This is a genomic window from Ornithinibacillus sp. FSL M8-0202, from assembly GCF_037975285.1.
Taxonomy (GTDB): domain Bacteria; phylum Bacillota; class Bacilli; order Bacillales; family Amphibacillaceae; genus Ornithinibacillus; species Ornithinibacillus massiliensis.
The window spans coordinates 3274294-3297592 of the sequence record NZ_CP150248.1; the positions used below are offsets into that span (position 1 = coordinate 3274294).

The window sequence follows — 23299 nt, forward strand, 5'->3', positions numbered from 1 at the left end:
TGTTAGAAATAGTTTTGTCCCAGGCTCTTTTTATTTAAATGGTTACATGGTATGGTAAAATAATATTTTAGGAAAAGGAAGGATAGTAAAAGGAGATTTTGACATGAAATTTATCGTCGGTTCGAAAAATCCAACCAAAGTAAATGCTGTATCCAGTATATTTCCAGACCATGAAGTAATGGGTATAGAGGTTCCTTCTCAAGTATCTACTCAACCATTTTCCGATGAAGAAACTTTAGAAGGCGCAGTCAACCGTGCAAAACAGTGTGCAAATATTGAAAATAACAGTATTGGCATTGGATTAGAAGGTGGCGTAATGTATGTCGGTGACTGGCTTTATTTATGTAATTGGGGTGCGCTAGTTACGCCAACAGGGTCTATATATACGGCTAGTGGTGCAAGGGTGCTATTACCAAAAGAAATGGAAAAACCGCTAAAGCAAGGGATAGAGCTTGGGGTAATAATGGATCAATATGCCAATAAAACTGGAGTATCTAAAAAAGAAGGTGCTATTGGTATATTTACTAATAATCAATTAACCCGCGAGGAAATGTTTGCCCAAGTCGTTACCTTACTTAAAGGTCAGTGGGGGTATTGGCAGAATAAATAGGGGGGTGCCCCCTATTTATTCATAGATATATGCTAGAACTTCTATAGCTTGTTCTACCGTTTCAACGGTTACATTCGCTTTGTTAGAAAGCTCTTTTAACGGATGAATTAGACTTTCTGGGCGAATAATAATGGTAGGCTTATTCATTGTAATTGCCGCACTTACGTCCATTGCCGTATTCCATTGTTTATATTTTTCTCCAAATAAGGCAATAACGATATCTGCTTTTTGCAGTAAGACTTGTGTTCTAAAATTATTAATACTGGAGGCGGCATCATCTCTATACAGCTTGTTAGGCTGTTTTCCTAAAATATCCTCTCCAATATCATCTGAACGATCATGGTTTGTTTGTGGACCTACAAATTTTAAAGGTAGTTTTACTTCTCTTGCTTTAGTGACAATCTCTTCTCGCCAATTATCATGAATTTGCCCAGCTAAATATACGATAAGTTCCATTCATTTTACCTCCATAATTTATTTATGTTAAGTTAATACTATCGGATTATAAGTAGAAATAAAAGTGATTCGATTAACGGTTCTACTTGAAATATCTTGAATTAATAGTAAGATAAGGGGTAGAGTGTTTGTAGGTCTATTGTAGGAGGAAACGGACATGCCGAAGATGACATATATTGTATGTATTGTATTATCCGTATTCGTCATTGCCATAACTGTATTTAGTTTTCAGTCGGAAGAGTCAATTATTACGCAAGCTGGAGAAAAAGCGGAGGAAGTTTTCTTTAGTCAAGATATTCCCGAGGATAATTATGAAGGGGAATATTTTTCTTTCTATTTACCAGCTAATATGAATGTAGAAGAAGTAGATATGTTTAATGCTATCGTACATGGTGGGGATCAGCCATTACTTGTCTTTTATAATACATTAGAAGATAATAGAAGCCAGCTGAATTTTGAAGCTGCAAAAACAGAGGATGTAGTATTATTAGAATCCTTTTCTGGGGACGATAAATTCGGCTATATTCGCCTTCTTCCTGAAGATGAAAAAATGGGGTATGAATTACAGATAGGTGTTGGAGGAGTAAAATTAACAACATTTACAAGTAAGAATAAAGCAATCACCGATTCGGAAAACCTTATGAAAATAGCGCTATCTATTGTTGAATAGATAATAGGCTGAGATATACTAGATGGTAAACTAAAAAAATCCATACGATTAATTAACATGAGCTTCAGGTTTGTAGTTCTAAAGCCTTTCGTTATCAATTTGTAATCAATTGGATTTTCTGTGTTTAAATTATCTACTATGTTTCAGTTTTTTTGTTTGTTCTTTAGGTGAAATAGTTGAACAGAAACCTAATCATAGCTATCATAAGAAAGTAAAGGCAAAAAAGTAAGCCATTATGCCGTAAGTTATAGGAGGCTTTTTTATGAAAATGACCAGTCTTAAAATGAAAAAAATCCTAGAGGAAAGGCTGTCAGATTCTAATTTTAGTATAAAATACAATAGAGAACAGGATACTTTACGTGTTGAGTGGAAGAGTTCCAATCAAGGTGTAACGATTAAACTCCCCAATATAATTGGTAAGTATAATGAGCGTGGTGAACAAGCAATCGATGAGCTTGTCGAACATATATTAGAATCCTTGAAAATAATGAATCAGTCTTATACCCTGAATGGGATGGAAAAACATATTATTCCGGTTGTTCGCTCCACTTCATTTCCAACTAGTTCTAAGTCGGGTAGTGAACTTTTATATAAAGATCATACAGCCGAAACGAGAATCTTTTATGCGATTGATTTAGGGAAGTCCTATCGATTAGTTGACCAAGCGATGCTAGAACAGGATGGCTGGACAGAAAAGCGAATTGATGAGATTGCTACTTTTAATTTACGTTCGTTAGATACGACGTATAAAGTAGATACGGTAGCAGAGAACGATTTTTATTTCTTTGCACAGCAGGATGGATATGATGCTAGTAGAATTTTAAATGAATCGCTATTAGAAGACATGAAGAGAAAGAGTAAAGGGGAATTAGCTGTTGCGGTACCACACCAAGATGTTTTGATTATAGCAGACATTCAAAACAAGACAGGGTATGATATACTGGCACAGATGACGATGAAGTTTTTTACAGAAGGTAGAATTCCCATTACCTCCTTACCATTTATTTATGAGGATAAGAAGTTAACACCGATATTTATTTTAGCTAAAAATAGATCAGAAAAATAATAGTAGAAAGAGTGAGTTTGATGGACGTATTTTATAATCCTAATGGAATTGGTGATGTATTAATCATTCCTTTAAAAGAAACCGATGATCGTTATCGTATAAGTCATGAAACAATCGGACCAGTAACAAGAATTATAGATAGCAATCAAGAAGTATTAGGCTACAATATTGCTGATGCTTCGAAGTATTTTGAACTAAAAGAAACTGGTAAGATTCCATTAACTAATGAACTATTAGATAAAGTGAAGCAAGTATTTGCAGATCATAACATCGATGATGCACTAGACTTAGACCTTAGTCCGAAGTTTGTTGTAGGTTATGTAGTAGAGAAAGCACAACATGAGAATGCGGATAAATTGAGTGTATGTCAAGTAGATGTAGGGGATGAAGTACTACAAATCGTATGTGGCGCACCAAATGTGGATAAAGGACAAAAAGTAGTTGTTGCCAAAATTGGAGCTACTATGCCTAGTGGTTTAAGAATCAAACCAACTGAGCTTCGAGGAGTACCTTCTAATGGAATGATTTGCTCGCAAAAAGAGCTAGGAATTCCCAATGCTCCAAAGGAAAAAGGAATTTATATCCTAGATGATTCCTATTCAGTTGGTCAAGCTTTTACTGTATAATAGAAAGCAACCTATGTTTGACAGCTTAGGTTGCTTTTTCATTTAAGATGAGAAAATTATTAATTTTTAATGAATAAGAAAAGTTTTTCTAGTAAAACGAGATGATATTAGAAATTCTATAAAGGAACAAGAGAAAAGAGTGAATGCAATGTGGGATAAATGGAAGAAAAGAATTGAAACATTTATTTGGAAGGAAGTAGAAGTAGAAGAAATTGACTATCAAGATGATGAATATACACCATTACAAGATTCTAAGCCTGACATTAAAACGAGGATGGTTTATCAATATCCATACAATAATTCTTACCATATTCCACAAATCTCTAATCCTAATAAAGAGATTAGAAGATCATTAGGAGACATTGAAACACCAGCATACTTACGGAAAGGTAATAGACCTAACAATACGAAGCAACCTATGCCACAACAAGCTGATGTTGCAAAAACAACAGAAGAGAAAAAGCCCTTTGAAAGGACAGATGTTCCTTCGCCGATATATGGCTTTAGAGAACGAACCAATAAAGAAGTTAACTCGATTCCAGCATATGTACGAAAAAAGAGACCAACAGAAGTTACTACTTCTGACTTACACCATCATGATGAGATAAATGCTAACTTGAATTCCTCTGAAGCTAGTAATCTAGAAGTTAATCATGCACCAATGCAAGAAGCATATGAGGAAATAACTAAACCACAACCAGCTCATGAGGAGACAGCTAACCTTCAAGAAGATAAGGTTGAATATAAGGAACCGTTACAAGGTAAAGAGGATATACAAGAACCCGAGAAAGTACAGCAAAATGCTGATGCGGATCATAATAATCAGAAATCGTCATCAATTACAACATCAGAAGGGCAGAAACAACGAAGTGTTCCATACAATGTTATTATGACACCTTCAGATAAGAGGAAAATATTACATAAGAAGGTAGAGCATAAACAACCGTCTCAGGCTGAAGTGGAACATGTTACGAATAACAATTCTAATCATACAACGGTACCTTTACATTTATTAAATGACCCAGTTGAGAAGAGTAATCTAAATGATCAATGGATACAGGAGCAACAGCAATTACTCGAACAGACTCTCAAGTATTTCCATGTTCGTGCTAAAGTTGTAAATGCAACACAAGGACCAGCCGTTACTAGATTTGAAGTGCAACCAGAATTAGGGGTAAAAGTTAGCAAGGTAAAAAACTTAAGTGATGATTTGAAGTTGAATATGTCTGCCAAGGATATTCGGATAGAAGCTCCTATCCCAGGCAAGAACACGATAGGAATAGAAGTTCCTAATCCGACCTCACAAATGGTTGGACTTTCTGAAATAATTGGTTCTAATTCGTTTAAAGATAGTTCTTCACCATTAAGCATTGCTTTAGGGTTAAATATTGAGGGAACTCCTATCGTAACGAACATTCAAAAAATGCCACACGGCTTAATTGCCGGTGCTACTGGATCTGGTAAGAGTGTATGTATTAATACAATATTGTTAAGCTTAATTTATAAGGCACATCATGACGATGTCAAATTTATACTAATCGATCCGAAGATGGTGGAGCTTGCACCGTATAACGGCATACCACATCTTGTATCTCCGGTTATTACGGATGTTAAGGCAGCAACAGCTGCCTTAAAATGGGCAGTAAATGAAATGGAAGAACGGTATGAGAAGTTTGTCCAAGAAGGTGTCCGAGATATTGAGCGTTATAATCAAAAAGTATTAAAACAAGGTCGAGGACATGAAAAAATGCCGTTTATTGTCATTGTAATAGATGAATTAGCGGATCTGATGATGGTATCGCCTCAGGATGTAGAGGATGCGATTAGTAGAATTGCGCAAAAGGCTAGGGCATGTGGTATACATTTATTATTAGCAACTCAACGTCCTTCTGTCGATGTATTAACAGGACTAATCAAAGCGAATATTCCTACTAGAATTGCATTTAGTGTGTCTTCTCAAGTTGATTCTAGGACAATTATTGATACTGGTGGTGCAGAAAAGCTGTTAGGTAAAGGTGATATGCTCTTTGTCGAAAATGGAGCTGGTAAAAGTGTCCGTCTACAAGGGCCATTTGTTTCTGATGAGGAAATCGAACGAGTTACTAGCTATGTTAGCTCTTTAGCGGAGCCAAATTATTTATTCGAACAAGAATCATTGTTAAAGCAATTTGAAGCTGATGAGGAAGAGGATGAGCTTTTAACAGAAGCAATTCAATTTGTGTATAACCATGACAGTGCAAGTACCTCCTTATTACAACGACATTTTAAAATAGGGTATAATCGAGCAGCAAGGTTAATTGATGCACTTGAATATAAAGGAATTATTTCTGGTCAAAATGGTAGTAAGCCTAGAGATGTCTTAATTACCAAGGCAGAGCTAGAAGAACTATTATCTTAAACGGATACAAGTAGCGTTTACTTGTTAAAATAGGTTACTGGATATATGATATTATAGGGAATATGTTAGAAGGAGACTACTATGAAAGAGATAGAACAAAAGCTAAGCGGTCAAATAGACCGTTTAACAAATAAAACGTTTAAATTTGATAAACGAATTAAAGAAGGCTGGTTTTCAGCAGTTTATTTTTTAAAGACGAAAGAAATAGTTGAGAAAAAGGTGCCGAATAATCATGTCACCATGCAATTCTTCCAAAAGAAGGATGCTGTACTTTGTGGAACAGACGAAGCAATTGCACTCGTTCATACCTTTGCAGATCATCCAGAAAAGCTAGAAATACATTCCTTAAAAGATGGGGATAAAATTAGCCCATTTGAAACGGTACTTACTATCTCAGGCCCTTACCAGGAGTTTGGTTACTTAGAAGGGATTATTGATGGGATTTTGGCTAGAAGAACATCTATTGCTACAAATGTATATAATGTTGTAAAAGCGGCAAGATCGTCTGGTAAGCAGAAGCCAGTTATTTTCATGGGGGACCGTGATGACCATTATACAACGCAAGCCGGGGATGGTTATGCGGCATTTATAGGTGGTTCTACTGCTCAAGCAACACACGCCATGAATGAGTGGTGGGGCAAAGAAGGTATGGGTACGATGCCACATGCACTGATTCAAATGTTTAAAGGTGATGTTGTTGCAGCGATGGAGGCATACCATGAAGTATACCCTAATGATGATTTAGTAGCACTCGTCGATTATAATAATGATGTTATTACCGATTCATTAAAAGTTGCACGTGCATTCGGTGAAAAGCTTAAAGGTGTTCGTCTGGATACTTCCAATACATTAGTGGATAAATATTTTCTCCGAAATCATCATGTTATGGGGGCGTTTGATCCAAGAGGAGTAAATCCTGAACTTGTATTTGCACTAAGAAAGGCGCTTGACGACAACGGATTTCAACATGTTGAAATCGTTGCGACAGGTGGGTTCACTGAAGAGAAAATCCGATATTTTGAATCGTTAGGTGTTCCGGTTAATACCTATGGTGTAGGTAGAAGTTTACTGCAGCAAGATATTGGCTTTACTGGTGATAATGTATTATTAAATGGGTCTCCAGAAGCAAAAAATGGCCGACGTTATCGTCCTAATCCACGACTAGAAAAAGTGGAATATCATAAGGCTTAAATACGTTCTAGTGGTTATGATACATCGAAATAACTATTTTATAACTACATTATATTTGGTATAATTATTTAATGTTATTACAATTTATTTAGTAGTAAACGACTAGGTGCTATTGTTCGGAAAGTATGCACATCCCGTGTTGTTCTTACACATATAGTTGGAGGTTCTTTTTTATGACAACTTACCATTTTATTGGTATAAAGGGTACTGGAATGAGTGCTTTAGCACAAATTCTTCATGATTCTGGAGAAAAAGTGCAAGGCTCAGATGTGGAAAAGCAATTTTTCACCCAGGAAGCTCTTGAATCAAAAAACATACCGATTTATCCTTTTTCGAAGGAGAATATTACTGATGGTTTAACGATTATTGCAGGTAATGCGTTTTCAGATGAACATGTTGAAATCCAAGAGGCAAAACGTAAAGGGTTAGTTTTCTACCGTTATCATGAATTCCTAGGAGAATGGTTGAAGCAATATACGAGTATTGCCGTAACGGGAGCTCATGGTAAAACTTCTACGACAGGATTATTAGCACATGTTCTAAATGCATCCTATCCAATTTCATATCTTATTGGTGACGGAACTGGAAATGGACATGTAGATAGCAATTACTTTGTATTTGAAGCATGTGAGTATCGAAGACATTTTCTAAGTTATGAACCAGATTATGCAATCATGACGAATATCGATTTTGATCACCCTGATTACTTTTCAAGTATCAATGATGTATTTGATGCATTTCAGTCTATGGCTGATAATGTTAAAAAGGGGATCATCGCTTGTGGAGATGATGAAAAACTACAGCAAATTCAAGCGAAGGTGCCAGTAGTTTATTACGGATTTTTACCAACAAATGATTTCCAAGCCCAAAATGTGAAGGAAACGGAAGAGGGTACAAAATTCGATGTATTTGTTCGAAATACGTATTATGATACATTTACCATTCCAATGTATGGGAATCATCATGTATTAAATGCACTAGCAGTTATAGCGATTTGCCATTATGAAGGTATGGATGCAGATGCGATGAAACATATTAGTACCTTTAAGGGTGTTAAACGTCGTTTTAGCGAAAAGAAAATCAGCAACCAAATCATCATTGATGATTATGCGCACCATCCTAGAGAAATTATGGCTACCATTGAATCGGCTCGGAAGAAATATCCTAATAAAGAGGTAGTTGCTATTTTCCAACCGCATACCTTTACAAGGACTAAGACTTTTTTACAAGAATTTGCCGATAGTCTGAATGAAGCGGATTCGATTTATTTATGTGAGATTTTTGCATCTGCTAGGGAAGATAGTGGACAATTAACAATTAACGATTTGCAAAAATTGATACCAAATAGTACTATTCTTGAACTCGAGAATGTTAAAGAATTAATGAAACATGAAGATAGTGTGTTAATCTTCATGGGTGCTGGTGATATTCAAAAATTCCAACATGCCTATGAGAATGCATTATCTGCTAAATAATTGGATACAACTATAAAAAGTAGGCTGAGACATAACCAAAAGAATCAAATGTAAAACTGAATGATACACGATACTAGCTCCGGAAATATACGTAGACTCCTGCGGGAGAAAAGGCATCGGTGAGACCTCGAAGTGTGAAGCACGAGGAGGCTCACCAGCCGCCCGCGAACCACAAGTATATTTCCGGAGCGGGGTCGTAGCTCATCATTCGTTTTTTACTTTAAGATAAATTCTTTTGTCCCAGGCTCTTTTTTTTTAGACAAAATCAAGGTGAAAGATAGTATTAAGTCCCCGTTCCATTTGCTTTTGATAGGAAAATAATACATCTATTAGAATTATCTGCTACAAATCAGTCGAATTTTATGATAGAAAAGCCTATAATGGAGATATACTAAGATAGAGCTAAAGATATAATGCCAATGTTTAAATGTCGAAAAATGAGGGAATCTCTTAATATGTACAAGCACATGCATATTGGCAATTATACATGGAAGGGATGGTTATCAGATGGAAGTACTATTATATATTGCTGCTCTTATTGCTGCAGTTGCTTTTGCAGTGCTAGTAGTATATTTGGCAATGACACTAAAAGCTTCAACACGCACACTAAATAATGTTGCAAGTACGCTTGAAGGTCTTGAGAAGCAAATGCAAGGTATTACAACCGAGACAACGGAATTATTACACAAAACAAATGCACTTGCAGAGGATGTCAACCAAAAAACGGCTAAACTAGATGGTTTGTTTGATGGAGTAAAGGGAATTGGAGAAACCGTGCAAGATTTTAATCAAACTTTAAAACAATTTTCATCAAGTATTTCTAGATCGATGGCAGAGAATCAAGATAAGGCATCACAAGCCGTAACATGGGGTGCCGCACTATTTGATTTCATCAAAAAGAGAAAATAAAGGGAGGAAGATTTAGATGGCAGATAATAATGGTAGAGATTTTGTAGTTGGTGCAGTAATTGGTGCAGCAGTAGGAGCTGGTCTAGCTTTATTATTCGCTCCAAAGTCTGGAAAAGAATTACGTGGGGATATAAATGAAGGGGCTCAACAAGTACGTGAGCGTGCTACCGAATGGAAAGATGTTGCACAAGCTAAAGGCTTGGAATGGAAAGATATAGCACAAGCAAAAGGGCAAGAATGGAAAGAATTGGCGACTGAAAAAGGCTCAGAATTAAAACAAAAAACACAAGAAATAACTTCTAATGTGCAAAACAAAATACAGGATTTACGTAAAACAGAGAAGAGCGTGAAAGAAGATACTTCTGAAAGTAATGCTGTAGAGCAAAATCAATAAATAGAAGTGATCTACAACAAAGGGTAATGATAAACCCTACTCGATTTTTATTATTTAAAGAAATACATGTGAAGATGATCTTGTAATCGAACGGCATTACCTATGAAGTATAGTGCTAATTAGTTAAGTTTAGAAGGATATAGGCGCGAGACATAATTATATAGAATGAAAAGCCGAACTCATTCCCATTTGATTAAAGAATGGAATGAGTTCGGCTTTTCTTGTGTCATTTGAAAACCCCTGGCTATGCCGGGGGTTCCGGAGAGCTTATAGCGTGGTATTAAAATTAAAAAAGGCCTCTCTTCGTGATAAGATATAGTTGGTTTCCCGACCACTACATCAAATAAACGAAGGAGGCATGTCCCAATGAAGGACAAGAATAGTTTAGCACATACAACATGGAATTGTAAGTATCACATCGTGTTTGCACCAAAATACAGAAGACAAATTATATATGGAAAATACAAACAAAGTATAGGAAAAATAATAAGAGAATTATGCGAGAGAAAAGGTGTAACCATTCATGAGGCAAATGCATGTCGAGATCATATCCATATGTTAGTAAGTATCCCACCAAAGCTGAGTGTATCTCAGTTTATGGGATATTTAAAAGGAAAAAGCAGTTTAATGATATTCGACCGACATGCAAATTTAAAATATAAATATGGCAATCGAAAATTCTGGTGTCGAGGTTTCTACGTCGATACAGTGGGCCGAAATAAGAAGCAAATAGAAGAATATATTAGGAATCAGCTCCGAGAAGATTATATATCAGATCAATTAACGTTATTCGAAGAGTTTGATCCATTCACAGGAGAAAAAAATAGAAAGATATAAGAGATTCTTTAGAATCAGTGCGTGGATGTGGTGCGTAAGGGAAAACCATTCAGTGGGCCTTTAAGGCCAAGGCCGGTAAAAGAGGCTTCAAGCCGCAGAGCAAACCACCAGTTCACACTGGTGGTTTTGATTGATTTATCCCCAAACAATAGCCAATCTATCCCCAGCTATAATTTGTTCATAAAAAGTAGTAGGCTGATCATTTTTCGTTAATACGAAATTTCCATTTGCATTAGATAAATCAATATCTACATAACGAAAAACATCTTGGAATATAAACGGTTCGGTGTTCTTTTCTTCAATGGAAATCTGGTCATTTGGATAAAGTTCGTCATCTAAATCCAATCGTTGCTTAGCCCGTTTGATTATAAGTTGTGGCTGAGTAAGGGTAACCGTTTGCTGATTAAACAAAACCGTTATTTCAACGTAATAATCCTTTTGCATCGCTTGAAGTAATGTGTTAACGGTAGGAATCGTTTTTGGTATAACTGTTAAATGATCATTCTCTTTTAGCTTACTGTGAAGTGTAGCAGGCTTCTCATTGATTAAGATCTGATTTTCCGCGACACCTAAATTAATTTTTTGCTTGTTTACATACAGAATAAATTCTTTTTCTTCAGGGAGTTTTTCGGTACTAACCATAGTGAAAAAGTCTTTAATCGTCCTCGGTGTACGTATTTCAATAGTATCACGGTCTTGAATTATGTAATCCTTTGTTTGATGTGAGTTATTGACATAGTAGGTAGATTTCAATTCAAAAGTCGCATCATTATATTTAATTTTGACTGGTGGTAAATCACCAACAAGCTCCTGTAATTTGACAATCGGCTGGTTGCCATCTGCTCCTTTCGTAATGTCAATTGTATCACCATTCTGTACGAAGCTATCTACCGTTGCTGGTTCATTATTTAACAGGATAGTCGGTGCCCCTCCAAATTCTCCTGGTAATGTAATTTGTTTGCCGTTTAGTGAAATAATCGATGCCATTCCTGGCTTACCATATAGTTTATTGATTTCTATCCCTGCTTGGACTAAGCAGTCTCCAATAGTTAATTGCTTCAATTCAAACATTCTAATGGTTTGCTCGTTCACCTTCAGTGAAATATAATGAATCGGATTTTGTTTGGCTGCTATAGCAATTCCAATTGGTGTAACAAAATCGGGTCCTTTTGGAAGATTATCCGTTTTATTTAACACTTGGATCGCATCAATATCTCGAATAGCCACTCGATTTGCTGGTAACTGAAGTTTATTTGCCAGCCGGGTAGTGAGGTCTGGAGTTTGACTACCGCCTCCTACTAACATAACGGCCTTAGGCTGTGCTCCATTTAATTGCAATATTTCCTCGGCAATGGCAGAAGCTAATCGATCAATGCTATTGTCAATATCAGCTACCAAATTCTCATAGGTTATCGTAGTTTCAAATCCTAATATATCTGCTACAGTAGCACTGCCCTCTGTTACTAATTGTCTTTTCGTTAATTCAGCCGATGGGAAATCTAATAAATATGTATCACTTACCGCTTCTGTAATCTCATCACCAGCAATAGGTACCATGCCATAGGCAACGACTGTGCCGGTGTTGGTGATGGCAATATCACTAGTACCTGCCCCAATATCTACTAAAGCGACATTTAAACGTCTCATGGATTCAGGTATTAGCACTTGAATTGCGCCAATAGGTTCTAGTGTTAAAGCATCCATTTCTAAATTCACACGATTTAGTGCTGAAAGTAAAGATTCGACCACTACTCTAGGTAAAAATGTTGCAATAATTTCTACTGATGCATGGTTACCAATTTGATCTATTAGGGAACCAATTCGTTCCTCATCAATTTTGTAATGGAGCACGGAATAACCTACACAATAATAGTTAGAAAAATCATGACCAGTTTCATCAGAAGAGATCTTTTGTTGTGCAGCATGCACTGCACTTAATTCTAAGTGCTTGATCGTCTCATGCTCCGTAATTGGTTGTTGATTTAGTTCCAGTACAGCAGAGGATGTGATCGTTTTAAGTGATCTACCAGCTGCAGCTACACATACTTTTCGTAATGGTCCATGGGAAGCCTCTAACGTTGTCTTCACTTCATTAATGACGTTAGCTACTTCTTCCACATGATGGATTTGCCCATCCAACATCGATCGAACCTTATGCTCTTTCATACAATAATCAACTAGTGTATACGTAGAGTCGGTTTTTTCTAGAATTATTCCCGTAACGGAACGAGTACCTATATCTAAGGCAAATATGTAATCTTCCTTCATTATGTAAATCCCCCTAAAGTGAAAGCTATCGATATACCATCGTCATTCTTACTAAATCTACTATTATTATAAACTTTAAGATGACAAAGAGAAAATTATTAGCTATAATTGGGTCACATTAAGTAGAAGCATCTATTCTAATTGTAGTTTTCCTTTCAGGAGGCATATACATGAAACATAATGAACTAGACCAATTAAGGCATCGACTTGATGATGTAAACTTACAAATACTTGAACTTGTGAATTTGCGAGCAGCTATTGTAAAGCAAATTGGTCATATCAAAAATAATCAAGGGATGAAGCGTTTTGATCCTGTAAGAGAAAGAGAAATGTTAGATCATTTAATTCAACATAATAATGGTCCATTTGATAATTCAACCATTGAACATATTTTTAAAGAAATATTTAAGGCTGGATTAGAGTTAATTGAGGATGATCATCGTAAAGAATTGTTAGTTTCTCGGAAGCGTAAGCCAGAGAATACCGTCATCGACATTAAAGGGGAAAAAGTTGGCGATGGAGCGACTCACTACGTTATGGGTCCTTGTGCAGTAGAAAGCTATGATCAAGTGAGAGAAGTCGCAAAGGCTGTTAAAGCGAATGGCATTAAACTGTTTCGGGGTGGAGCATTTAAGCCAAGAACCTCCCCATATGATTTTCAAGGGTTAGGGCTTGAGGGGCTGAAAATTCTTAGACAGGTGGCAGATGAATTTGATCTAGCAGTAGTTAGTGAAATCGTCAATCCCGCTCATATTGAAACTGCTCTTCATTATGTAGATGTAATTCAAATTGGGGCAAGAAACATGCAAAATTTTGAATTACTGAAGGCGGCAGGAGAGGTTAATAAGCCAGTCTTATTAAAGCGGGGATTGTCCGCAACAATTTCAGAATTTATCAATGCAGCAGAGTATATAATTTCTCGAGGAAATGGAAATATTATTCTATGTGAACGAGGAATACGCACGTATGAAACAGCGACTAGAAATACGTTAGATATATCTGCAGTACCGATATTAAAGCAAGAGACACATCTACCTGTAATGGTTGACGTGACACATTCAACAGGTAGAAGGGATTTATTAATACCAACAGCAAAGGCAGCTTTAGCGATTGGAGCGGATGGTATTATGGCAGAGGTTCACCCCGACCCTGCAGTTGCACTATCTGATTCTAGACAGCAAATGGATATTGAGATGTTTGAAAACTTCTTACAAGAGTTATCTAAATACACTTCATCTATTGGCTAGAAGAGTTTGATTCAATTGGGGTCAAGCTCTCTTTATTGTTTCATAAGTACCAGCATGGCTCTTTCCCCTTTAATATAGTTCATATCGACTAAGCAGGAGAGGAGTTGACATGCAACATCAGCAACTTATGTCGACATACCTCAGGTAAAAGGGATATGTCTCTATTTCTTATAGCTTAGCCAGTCTCTATGCTACGTAACGGCTGGTTAAGCTGCTGTTAAATTTTTTGTGTTTTTTATCGCGGTAGAGTATGATTGTTAATAGAATATTTCATGTCGAATGGAACGGAATTAGGAGGTTATAAAATGACAGTTACAATATATGATGTAGCAAGAGAGGCAAATGTTTCCATGGCAACCGTTTCCCGTGTTGTAAATGGTAACCCGAATGTAAAACCAACAACTAGAAAGAAGGTATTGGCAACGATAGAGCGATTGGGCTATCGTCCGAATGCAGTCGCACGTGGGCTAGCTAGTAAGAAGACCACTACTGTAGGTGCGATTATTCCGGATATTTCTAGTATATTTTTTGCAGAATTAGCGCGAGGAATTGAAGATATCGCGACAATGTATAAATACAATATTATCTTAAGTAATTCTGATCAAAATAAGGATAAAGAGCTTCAATTAATTAATACAATGCTTGAAAAGCAAGTAGATGGAATTATCTTTATGGGTGGAAATATAACACAAGAGCATATCCACCAATTTTCAACTGCTTCCGTTCCTGTAGTATTAGCTGCTACCTATGATGGTACAGAAGCTACTCCTTCAGTCAATATTGATTATGAAGTTGCTGCATATGAAGCAGCAAAAAATTTAATTGATAAAGGTAATAAACGTTTGGCGTTTATTAATGGTAATGAAGAAGAGACCATTAATCAGTTAAAATATCAAGGCTATTTACGTGCTTTAAAAGAAGCATCAATTGAGCCTGTTGCAGATTATGTCGTAAGTGGTGATTATACGTACGAATCTGGAATCAAAGCAGTGGAGCAATTTATGAGCTTAGCACAAAAGCCTACTGCCGTATTTGCAGCTTCAGATGCTATTGCCCTTGGTGCAATCCATGGTGCACAAGACTTAGGATATCGTGTTCCAGAGGACTTAGAAGTCTTTGGTTTTGATAATACAAAATTAGCTAATATGGTTCGCCCTACCTTGTCTACTGTTGTGCAGCCAATGTATGATATTGGTGCTGTAGCGATGCGTCTATTGACTAAATATATGAACAAAGAAGAAGTAGAAGAGAAAAAGGTAGTATTACCACATCGTCTTGTCGAAAGAAACTCAACAAAGTAATCTAAATGTCGATATATAAGATATAGCGTTTATGAAGCAGAAGTTTGGGGAGAGGGAATATGAGAAAAAGAGATCTATTAACTCCAATCGGCATTACCATAGGCTTTATTATGATTATGGCGGCGATACTATCGAATGCAGGTGCAGAAGGGTTTGTATCGTTCCTCGATATTTCTTCCATTCTAATCGTATTAGGTGGGGTAGTAGGTTCATTATTAATTAACTTTAAAATGGACCAAATTAAATTAACAGGAAGAGTAGTGAAAGAATCCTTTCATCAAAATGAACAAAAGCTTCCTGAATTAATTAATCTATTTATTCGACTTTCTGAACGCGCAAGACGCGAGGGAATATTAGCTTTAGAAAATGAACTAGAAGACGTGGATGATCCATTTATCAAAAAGGGAATTCTCTTAGCCGTTGACGGTATCGAACCAGAAGTCATTCAAGATATTATGAATGCGGAGATTACGGCAATGGAGGAACGTCATTATCGTGGAAGAATGATTATTGAAAAATGCGGGGAATATGCACCAGCATGGGGAATGATTGGAACATTAATTGGCTTAGTGCTGATGTTAAATAATTTGACAGATCCCGCTACACTCGGTCCTAGTATGGCAGTTGCTCTTTTAACTACCTTATATGGAACGGTGCTTGCTAACCTTGTATTTATACCGATGGCAAGCAAGCTTGAGAGTAAAACAGAGGAAGAGGTTTTTATCAAGCAAATTATCATTGAAGGTGTTATTGGTGTTCAATCAGGTCAGAATCCTCGAATCCTCGAAGAGAAGCTAGGAGCCTTTTTATCAGATGATACGAAGGATAAGGATGCAGTCGAAGAAGGGTCTTCGTATGTGGGGGATGGCCTAAATGAAGCGTAGAGAAGGAAGAAAAAACGTAAAAAAGGGTGCACCGAAATGGATGGTAACATACTCCGATATGGTCACTTTAATATTAGTTTTTTTCATCTTACTATTCTCTATGTCTCAGATTGACGCTGCTAAATTCGAAGCGATTTCTGAATCGTTTAAGAATCGGATGATTTTTGATTTCTTCCCATCTCCTGTCCCAATGGATAATCCTACGGAAAACACAAGCACAGAAGAAAAGGGGCAGACGACAAATGAGTTTGATATGCCTGTTAATGATGATAAAAAGTCAGATTCCGATACAGCTGAGGATTCTCTAAGTAATTTGATGGACGAAGTAGAAGCATATTTGGACGAGCATAGTCTAAACCATGTAATATCCGCTAATCGTTCTGAACGTGGAGTAGAATTAGTGCTACAGGATAGTATTTTATTTGATTCCGGAGAAGCTGATATTCTCCCATCAGCACATCCCTTCCTAACAAAGGTAGGGAATTTACTATCACAAATCAATAATGATATTAAGGTAGAAGGACATACAGATGATGTACCAATGTCTAGTTACCGATATCCATCGAACTGGGAGCTATCTGGAGCACGTGCCAGTAGTGTAGTTAGGCTATTAGTAGAGGAGAACAATTTGGATGAAGACAGGTTCTCCATTGCCGGTTATAGCGACACAAAACCTCTTGTCCCAAATGATAGTGCTAGTAATCGAAGCAAAAATAGAAGAGTTGAAATAGTTATTTTGGAAGAATCTTATAAAGAGAGTTAAAGAGGATAAGACAGTAAGAAGTAATGGTATGGTTAAAATAAGAAACGATGAATAGAGTTATGCGTTGGGTACATATGTAGACTCCACAAGTAGAGCCCCCAGGATGAGAATGCTGCAATATACCGTGTTTTTCTTTGGGAATGGCTCGATGTGGAATATTCCTGAAGTAGGGTCAACGTATTCATCTCTTAAAGTTTCCTTTACCAATTCCATTGCTTTTTATGTCTTATCCTCTTTTTACTTTTGTATATTTTAATAAGTAATCTAGGTTAGATCTATTTTTCTCTTCAATTTCTTTTTTACGAGGAATCGTTGGGATTTCTTTCGTTTTATCGTGCCATGTTGTAGGTAAAGTTACTGGTGATTCTGTTTGCCACTCCTTAATCCATGAAGGGGGGAGAAGTCCTTTTAGCGGTTTTTCATCCTTCATCACATTCCAGATTTGTGCCCATGCTCTTGGGACTACCCGCCATATATCATAACCACCACCGCCTAATGCAATCCACCTTCCATTACAATACGTATTACTGATTTGTAATGCAACTTCTGGAATTTTTTCAAATGTAGTCATTGAACTACATAAATGTGTTAATGGATCATAGAAATGGGAATCTGCACCATTTTGGGTAATGATAATATCTGGTTTAAAGAATTCGGCTATTTCCCATATAGCGGTCTCATAGCTCTCGATATAAGACTCATCTTGGGTGAATGCATCTATTGGTAAATTGAAGCTGTATCCATGTCCTTCTTTAATACCTCGTTCTGTGACCTTTCCAGTGCCAGGGAAAAGATATCTTCCTGTCTCATGGATAGAAAAGGTACAAACATTAGGGTCATCATAAAACGCCTCTTGTACGCCATCACCATGATGGGCATCAGTATCGATATATAATACCTTTAAATGAAAGTGCTGCCTAATGTATTGAATAGCAATTGCCGCATCATTGTAAATACAAAATCCTGATGCTCTCCGTTTAAAACCATGATGAAGTCCACCTGCAAAATTCACTGCTCTAGTAGCACCGTCCTTTAATACAGCATCCACTGCAGTGAGTGTTGCTCCTACTATTTGAGAAGCAGCTTTATGCATGTTTGGGAAGACAGGAGTATCCTCTGTACCTAGTCCAAACCGATTTAAATCATCTTTAGATAAAGTCATAGCTGATTTTACAGCCCGAATATATGCTGGTTCATGAAGTAACAGAATTTCATCATCTTCTGCTTCTCGGGGTTTGATGATATGAATGTCTGATAGTTGGCCAGATTTTTCTAGTAAATCTTTTGTAAGTACTACTCGTTTCTGGTTGAAAGGGTGGTCGTCGTGGAAGTGATAATTTAAAAGTGAATGATCAAAAACAAATTTTATGTTTGGACTCATAGTCTAGGCTCCGGAATGTTATTTGGCCACATCAATTCATATCCCGCATCACGTAAATCTCTAATAATAGGTAACGGATTCATTGTTTGAACACGAAAGACTAATATTTTATAATCAGGGTCATTTCTATATGGATAAACTAATACAGAAGAAATGTTCACACGACGTTTTCCAAAAATAGATGCAACCTCAGGTAATATACCTGGTTTATGTGGAACTTTCACTTCTATTTGGGAACCTTGAACATGGGTTCCGGTTAGCTGAATTAACGTATAAAGCAAGTCCTTCTCCGTAATCACACCAACAAGCTTGTCGTGATGAACAACAGGTAGACATGCAATTTCTCGGTCATAAAAAATTCTAGCTACCTCTTCAACAAAATCTAATGGATGTGCGGTTAAGACAGGGCTTGACATAATAGAAGAGATTTCTTTCTCTAAGATATTACTATTGGAATCAGCCGAGGTAAAGATAGATGGACTTGCGTCTCGCACATCTCGATCCGATACTATTCCAACAACCAAATTGTCTTTGTCCACAATTGGAATATGTCTAATTTTGTATTCTACTAATAATTCGTGTGCTTTAGCAATGGAATCGGTTGGGCTTAAAGTCACAACATTACGATTCATTATTTCCTCAACATGCATTACAGACCCTCCCTAAAACTACGTAATTGGTATCGTTTTAGAAATCTAAGCTTTTCAAATTGGTTGATAGATGCTTCATCGACTTTCGAACCAATCCGTACCATTAAACAATTCGCTGGGTGTGAAATGATTTCTGGGTCATCTGTTGGAGCAGGTAGTAGCCCACCAGAAGCCATCATTTTTTCCATTACTTTGCGATATTCCCAAATGCTTAAATTGGTTCCTTTTAAATCCCAGTGCCAATAATATTCCGTCGAAATAACAATATAATGTTCCATAAAAGGATCCAACATGGAAACATGGAGGAGATTAGAAGCAACTTTCCCCCCTCGATAGTCTGGAATTACTTCTATAGCCCCTAGTTCAATCAAATTAGTCATTTGAAAGGTTGACCATCTTTCTAAGGGGTCTGGGTAAAGGTAGGTTACATAACCAATAATGGTATTCTGTTCTCTAGCAATGATAATTCGGCCATCAGGTAAATCAGCAATACCCATCAGTGCTTGCAATTGGTTAGGTGCCGGGCGAAAGGAATTTAAATCTGGATGAAATTCGTACCTAGCTAACTCTGATGAGGAGATAGGTCCTTCAATAATGAGTAACTTATCTTTTACTTGATGTTCTATTTTGTTATACGTTTTGATATGCTCCATGTTTTCACCACCGAATTATCTTGTTACATTATATTATACAGGATTATCGTTGTAATTTTTAGTCTTTTCTTGAACAAAAAAGAAGAAGGGGCAGGTTTTCTTTTAGTGGGGAATATCTGTGTTATACGTTACCTGGAAAGGGACTGTATTTGTAGTTTATCTTACGTGATTAATCTACATGAAAAAAAGCTTGTAGAGAAAAGTCACGTACTCTCTACAAGCTTGAGTTGAAGGGTTAACCTTCGTTCTCACCATCACCTGGAGGTTCTTCCTCTCCGGGATCTTCAGGATTATTTGGATTTGGTTCGGTATTATCTCCGCCACCGTCTACAGGTTCTTCTTCATCACGAGGATTCGGTTCTACCGGGTCTTTAGGTGTATTTGGTTTTGGATCTTTTGGCTTATCTTTATCCTTATTATCTTTGTTATTTGGTTTGTTAGGTTTATCAAGTTCTTCAGGTTCCTCGAAATCACCTATTATTATTTCTTCAGAAGCTTTGGATTCCAGTCCAAAGTAATCTACTGCTTTAACGTGATAGACACCTGTACCACTGGGCAGGGTGAATTTCGTTTCGATTGAGCTACCGATTAGCTTGAATGATTCACCAGGTTCATTAGCACGAAAGATGCGGTATCCCACTACATCCTTACTAGAAGAAGCATTCCATGTTAAGTTCCTTCCACTGTTTTTCAGTGAACTTGGTGCTTTTGGAGCAACCCCATCATCATTTATCGTAGAGTTAAACCCTTTGATATTTGGTATAGTTATTTTCTCCCATGCTTCTCTTCGAATGGAAGGGAATAACTGCCTAATATCTCTTAACTTATCGTATTGATTTCGAATTAGCCATTCAGGATTAAATGATAGTCCATCGTCTTGAATGAATTCTTTCGGTGTATTTGGTCCTGCCAGTACGGCTTTCCCATCCACTAACACATAAGATCCTCGACTTAAACTATCATCTACTTTTGTTGGAACAAATTTAGCATTAAATAGATCACTTGAAACAAGTCCAGCCTCATTACATAGATCAGATGGAAGCATTCCGGAAGTGGCACAATAGCTACGAGAAACGATGCCATCTGGTCGTTGAAACTTCTGTGAAGGTGCTATTAAATCAGGATTTATATCAGAAGCTGCATTAATCAGCTCTGCCCATAATTTTAGATTACGATTGGTATGGTGTAGCTCACAGCTATCACATACTAGAGATTGGCCAATTCTGTATCCTAGCCATGCACCCATTGTAACGTTTGGATTTGATCCAACGAAATGGACATCATGTGTATGTTGTGATGTACCAGTTTTACCTGCCCAATCAACATTTTTATACTTTAACTGGCCTGGAAGATAGGAAGCTGATCCTTGCTTCACAACATCTCTCATCATATCAAGTGTTAAATAACTCGTCTGAGGAGAAAATACTTCGACAGGTTCACTCTTATGCTCGTAAACAACCTCTCCATCTTGCGTAGTAATTTTCTCAATCATATACGCATCGACAAAGTTACCACCATTTGCAAATGTAACATATGCATTTGTGTTTTCTTCGATTGTTATACCAGTTGATGTCCCCCCAATAGCAAGGGCTTGGTGTGCATATTCATCATCACCGATAGATGTAATACCCATTTTGCGAAGATATTGCTCAACTGGATTATCATTCATTATTTGTGTATAGACTTTTATAGCAGGAACATTATAGGAATTCATTAAATGATTCCGAACCGGTAAAATACCATGATAGCTATTGTCGAAGTTCTGTGGAGTCCAACTACCCCATGATGTTTCAACGTCTGCAATCGGTGTACCTGGCTGAATGATTCCTTTTTCCATAGCTGGAGCATACACTAATAATGGCTTCATTGTACTTCCATTTGATCTCTTTGCTCTAGTAGCATAATTTAATTGGTTATCATAGCTATAGCCACGTCCACCAAGAAAACTAATGATTCTACCAGTTGAATTTTCGATTAATTCCGCAGCTGCCTCTACTCGTTGGCGTTCAATTACTTCACCTGTACTAGGATCGACAACCTGCTTTGTTGAATCAGGTCCATAATATTTAAAGTTCTTAGCAACTTCTTGCCAAGCATCATAGATATCCTTATCAATCGTCGAATGGATATTATAGCCATTTCTACGTAAGTCTCGATTGGCTAAAATGGCATATTCTTCTTTAAGCTCATGATCCTCATCTAAATCTTCCTTCGAGTAGCCATCCTTTTCAGCTAACACATAGGTTAAGATTTCACTAGCTCTTTCTTCTAATTCAATCGTCAAATGTGGGTATTTATCAAGTGGTGATTCTGATTCTGTTACAAAGTCTTTTGTAATATCATACTTTAGTGCTTCTTGATATTCCTTGTCTGTTATTTTCCCTGATTCATACATTCGACTAAGCACGACTTTCATACGATTAACTCCAGGAGCTAGCCCTTCCTCATCCTTTAATCCGCCACCACTTTTATATGGTGTGTAATAAGAAGGACCTTGTGGGAGGCCGGCAAGAAATGCAGCTTGTGGTAAGTTTACCTCGTCTGCATCGACACCAAAGAGTTCCCTTGCAGCAGTTTGAACACCTGCGATATTCCTACCATTAGCACTGCGCCCATAAGGGATAATATTTAAGTAAGCCTCTAATATCTCATCTTTACTAAAGAACTGTTCTAACCGCATAGCTAGTAATATTTCTTTTGCTTTTCTATCAAACGATACTTCATTTGTTAAAATCTGGTTTTTAATTAATTGTTGTGTTAATGTACTACCACCAGATTTCATATTAGAGTTGGTAAACTCTTGGACTAAGGCCCGAATGATGGCCTTTGGTACAACCCCATTATGCTCATAGAAGAATTCATCTTCTGTAGCCAAGACAGCTTCTATTAAAGTAGGGGATATATTTTCTAGTTTTGTTTCTTCACGGTGAAGATCAGATTGAATATCACCGATATAAATATCTCCTGCAAAATACAGCTTGGAAGTCTCTTCATAGTCATAGATATCTTTTTCCATACTTTCGTATGATCTAATTGGTTCGTCTTTTACAAGAGAAGCAAAATATCCAAACCCGATTCCTGCACCTAAAAACATTCCAATGGTCCCTAATATGATAAAAAATAAGATAACATTCCAGATAACATCATATGTAATTCGGGAAACACGTTGGATTTTTCCAGTGTTCCAAACCGTTTTTACCTTGGTTCCAACATTTTGAAAAAAGTGTTTAAAATCCACGATAAAACCTCCTATTATTCCAAGCATTATTATAGCATAGTAGAAAAAGAGTAGGTACTGTAATTTAAAAAAACGTTGCATTTTTGAAATATATTTTATATGATATGTATAATACTATATTTGAAAGCAATGAAGGAAACAGTAGTATTGCAAATCCCTTTCCAAGAGAGCTGGTGGTTGGTGGGAACCAGTAAATATTTGCATGCGAATTACAATTCTGGAGCAATCTTAATGAACCTAATAGGTGAATTTAAGACGGTGAAAGTCATCGTTAACAACCCC

General features: G+C 36.9%; 20 protein-coding genes and 1 other annotated feature (1 of these 21 cut by a window edge). Of the genes, 14 read left to right on the forward strand and 6 right to left on the reverse strand.

All coding sequences use genetic code 11. From position 1 onward, the window contains the following. Positions 1-103 precede the first annotated feature (103 nt). Positions 104-610, forward strand: a complete 507-nt coding sequence (locus tag MKY78_RS16515; RefSeq protein ID WP_339214250.1) for a DUF84 family protein — start codon at positions 104-106, stop codon at positions 608-610. A gap of 15 nt (positions 611-625) precedes the next feature. Here the strand turns inward: MKY78_RS16515 and MKY78_RS16520 are convergent, their stop codons facing one another. After that, complete coding sequence (locus tag MKY78_RS16520; RefSeq protein WP_339214252.1) at positions 626-1066, reverse strand: YtoQ family protein; 441 nt, start codon at positions 1064-1066, stop codon at positions 626-628. 157 nt (positions 1067-1223) lie between these two features. Here MKY78_RS16520 and MKY78_RS16525 point away from each other — a divergent pair, with 157 nt between their 5' ends. The 9 genes from MKY78_RS16525 (at position 1224) to tnpA (ending at position 10632) form a co-directional block, all read left to right on the forward strand. Continuing rightward, entirely contained in the window at positions 1224-1736 is a 513-nt protein-coding gene (locus MKY78_RS16525) for a hypothetical protein (protein WP_339214254.1), read from the forward strand. A 262-nt stretch (positions 1737-1998) separates the two neighbouring features. After that, a complete protein-coding gene (locus MKY78_RS16530; RefSeq protein WP_339214256.1) occupies positions 1999-2802 on the forward strand; it encodes a DUF1444 domain-containing protein in 804 nt (267 codons plus the stop codon). Positions 2803-2822: 20 nt separating this feature from the next. Then, positions 2823-3428, forward strand: a complete 606-nt coding sequence (gene ytpR / locus MKY78_RS16535) for a YtpR family tRNA-binding protein (protein ID WP_339214258.1) — start codon at positions 2823-2825, stop codon at positions 3426-3428. A 148-nt stretch (positions 3429-3576) separates the two neighbouring features. Then, the gene (locus tag MKY78_RS16540) at positions 3577-5826 is read left to right on the forward strand and encodes a DNA translocase FtsK (protein WP_339214260.1); all 2250 of its coding nucleotides are present in this window, start codon (positions 3577-3579) and stop codon (positions 5824-5826) included. A gap of 81 nt (positions 5827-5907) precedes the next feature. Further along, on the forward strand, positions 5908-7017 hold the full coding sequence (locus MKY78_RS16545; protein ID WP_186871320.1) for a nicotinate phosphoribosyltransferase: 1110 nt from the start codon (positions 5908-5910) through the stop codon (positions 7015-7017). Between the two features lie 173 nt (positions 7018-7190). Beyond that, positions 7191-8492 (forward strand): UDP-N-acetylmuramate--L-alanine ligase, encoded by a 1302-nt coding sequence (gene murC / locus MKY78_RS16550; RefSeq protein ID WP_339214262.1) that lies wholly within the window; start codon positions 7191-7193, stop codon positions 8490-8492. A gap of 507 nt (positions 8493-8999) precedes the next feature. After that, the gene (locus MKY78_RS16555; protein WP_339217937.1) at positions 9000-9401 is read left to right on the forward strand and encodes a DUF948 domain-containing protein; all 402 of its coding nucleotides are present in this window, start codon (positions 9000-9002) and stop codon (positions 9399-9401) included. 16 nt (positions 9402-9417) lie between these two features. Further along, the gene (locus MKY78_RS16560) at positions 9418-9795 is read left to right on the forward strand and encodes a YtxH domain-containing protein (protein ID WP_339214264.1); all 378 of its coding nucleotides are present in this window, start codon (positions 9418-9420) and stop codon (positions 9793-9795) included. A gap of 366 nt (positions 9796-10161) precedes the next feature. Beyond that, on the forward strand, positions 10162-10632 hold the full coding sequence (gene tnpA, locus MKY78_RS16565; protein ID WP_339214265.1) for an IS200/IS605 family transposase: 471 nt from the start codon (positions 10162-10164) through the stop codon (positions 10630-10632). A 135-nt stretch (positions 10633-10767) separates the two neighbouring features. Here the strand turns inward: tnpA and MKY78_RS16570 are convergent, their stop codons facing one another. Next, positions 10768-12900: a cell division protein FtsA gene (locus MKY78_RS16570; protein ID WP_339214266.1), complete on the reverse strand. Its 2133-nt coding sequence runs from the start codon at positions 12898-12900 to the stop codon at positions 10768-10770. 170 nt (positions 12901-13070) lie between these two features. Here MKY78_RS16570 and MKY78_RS16575 point away from each other — a divergent pair, with 170 nt between their 5' ends. The 4 genes from MKY78_RS16575 (at position 13071) to motS (ending at position 17095) form a co-directional block, all read left to right on the forward strand. Beyond that, on the forward strand, positions 13071-14147 hold the full coding sequence (locus tag MKY78_RS16575) for a bifunctional 3-deoxy-7-phosphoheptulonate synthase/chorismate mutase (RefSeq protein WP_339214268.1): 1077 nt from the start codon (positions 13071-13073) through the stop codon (positions 14145-14147). Positions 14148-14452: 305 nt separating this feature from the next. Further along, complete coding sequence (gene ccpA / locus MKY78_RS16580) at positions 14453-15448, forward strand: catabolite control protein A (protein ID WP_339214269.1); 996 nt, start codon at positions 14453-14455, stop codon at positions 15446-15448. 59 nt (positions 15449-15507) lie between these two features. After that, entirely contained in the window at positions 15508-16332 is an 825-nt protein-coding gene (gene motP, locus MKY78_RS16585) for a flagellar motor protein MotP (RefSeq protein WP_339214271.1), read from the forward strand. Beyond that, positions 16322-17095, forward strand: a complete 774-nt coding sequence (gene motS / locus MKY78_RS16590; RefSeq protein ID WP_339214272.1) for a flagellar motor protein MotS — start codon at positions 16322-16324, stop codon at positions 17093-17095. The genes motP and motS overlap by 11 nt, the downstream gene beginning before the upstream one ends. A 226-nt stretch (positions 17096-17321) precedes the next feature. Here motS and MKY78_RS16595 read toward each other — a convergent pair whose 3' ends face one another. From MKY78_RS16595 to MKY78_RS16610, 4 genes are all read right to left on the reverse strand, one after another. Next, on the reverse strand, positions 17322-18476 hold the full coding sequence (locus tag MKY78_RS16595; protein ID WP_339214273.1) for an acetoin utilization protein AcuC: 1155 nt from the start codon (positions 18474-18476) through the stop codon (positions 17322-17324). Continuing rightward, a complete protein-coding gene (locus MKY78_RS16600; protein WP_339214274.1) occupies positions 18473-19126 on the reverse strand; it encodes an acetoin utilization AcuB family protein in 654 nt (217 codons plus the stop codon). Before MKY78_RS16600 ends, MKY78_RS16595 begins: the two co-directional genes overlap by 4 nt. Beyond that, the gene (locus MKY78_RS16605; protein ID WP_339214275.1) at positions 19126-19779 is read right to left on the reverse strand and encodes a GNAT family N-acetyltransferase; all 654 of its coding nucleotides are present in this window, start codon (positions 19777-19779) and stop codon (positions 19126-19128) included. Before MKY78_RS16605 ends, MKY78_RS16600 begins: the two co-directional genes overlap by 1 nt. 235 nt (positions 19780-20014) lie before the next feature. After that, a complete protein-coding gene (locus MKY78_RS16610; protein WP_339214276.1) occupies positions 20015-23017 on the reverse strand; it encodes a transglycosylase domain-containing protein in 3003 nt (1000 codons plus the stop codon). Positions 23018-23137: 120 nt separating this feature from the next. Next, positions 23138-23299, forward strand: a binding site (T-box leader); it runs 55 nt beyond the window's last position.

Excerpts from the sequence above, each read along its gene's own strand:
- motP (WP_339214271.1), top strand. The coding sequence starts at position 15,508 with ATGAGAAAAAGAGATCTATTAACTCCAATCGGCATTACCATAGGCTTT.
- MKY78_RS16520 (WP_339214252.1), bottom strand. The coding sequence starts at position 1,066 with ATGGAACTTATCGTATATTTAGCTGGGCAAATTCATGATAATTGGCGA.
- MKY78_RS16605 (WP_339214275.1), bottom strand. The coding sequence starts at position 19,779 with ATGGAGCATATCAAAACGTATAACAAAATAGAACATCAAGTAAAAGAT.
- MKY78_RS16560 (WP_339214264.1), top strand. The coding sequence starts at position 9,418 with ATGGCAGATAATAATGGTAGAGATTTTGTAGTTGGTGCAGTAATTGGT.
- MKY78_RS16545 (WP_186871320.1), top strand. The coding sequence starts at position 5,908 with ATGAAAGAGATAGAACAAAAGCTAAGCGGTCAAATAGACCGTTTAACA.
- ccpA (WP_339214269.1), top strand. The coding sequence starts at position 14,453 with ATGACAGTTACAATATATGATGTAGCAAGAGAGGCAAATGTTTCCATG.
- MKY78_RS16525 (WP_339214254.1), top strand. The coding sequence starts at position 1,224 with ATGCCGAAGATGACATATATTGTATGTATTGTATTATCCGTATTCGTC.
- MKY78_RS16595 (WP_339214273.1), bottom strand. The coding sequence starts at position 18,476 with ATGAGTCCAAACATAAAATTTGTTTTTGATCATTCACTTTTAAATTAT.
- MKY78_RS16570 (WP_339214266.1), bottom strand. The coding sequence starts at position 12,900 with ATGAAGGAAGATTACATATTTGCCTTAGATATAGGTACTCGTTCCGTT.
- MKY78_RS16600 (WP_339214274.1), bottom strand. The coding sequence starts at position 19,126 with ATGCATGTTGAGGAAATAATGAATCGTAATGTTGTGACTTTAAGCCCA.
- tnpA (WP_339214265.1), top strand. The coding sequence starts at position 10,162 with ATGAAGGACAAGAATAGTTTAGCACATACAACATGGAATTGTAAGTAT.
- motS (WP_339214272.1), top strand. The coding sequence starts at position 16,322 with ATGAAGCGTAGAGAAGGAAGAAAAAACGTAAAAAAGGGTGCACCGAAA.
- MKY78_RS16515 (WP_339214250.1), top strand. The coding sequence starts at position 104 with ATGAAATTTATCGTCGGTTCGAAAAATCCAACCAAAGTAAATGCTGTA.
- MKY78_RS16555 (WP_339217937.1), top strand. The coding sequence starts at position 9,000 with ATGGAAGTACTATTATATATTGCTGCTCTTATTGCTGCAGTTGCTTTT.
- ytpR (WP_339214258.1), top strand. The coding sequence starts at position 2,823 with ATGGACGTATTTTATAATCCTAATGGAATTGGTGATGTATTAATCATT.
- MKY78_RS16530 (WP_339214256.1), top strand. The coding sequence starts at position 1,999 with ATGAAAATGACCAGTCTTAAAATGAAAAAAATCCTAGAGGAAAGGCTG.
- MKY78_RS16540 (WP_339214260.1), top strand. The coding sequence starts at position 3,577 with ATGTGGGATAAATGGAAGAAAAGAATTGAAACATTTATTTGGAAGGAA.
- MKY78_RS16575 (WP_339214268.1), top strand. The coding sequence starts at position 13,071 with ATGAAACATAATGAACTAGACCAATTAAGGCATCGACTTGATGATGTA.
- murC (WP_339214262.1), top strand. The coding sequence starts at position 7,191 with ATGACAACTTACCATTTTATTGGTATAAAGGGTACTGGAATGAGTGCT.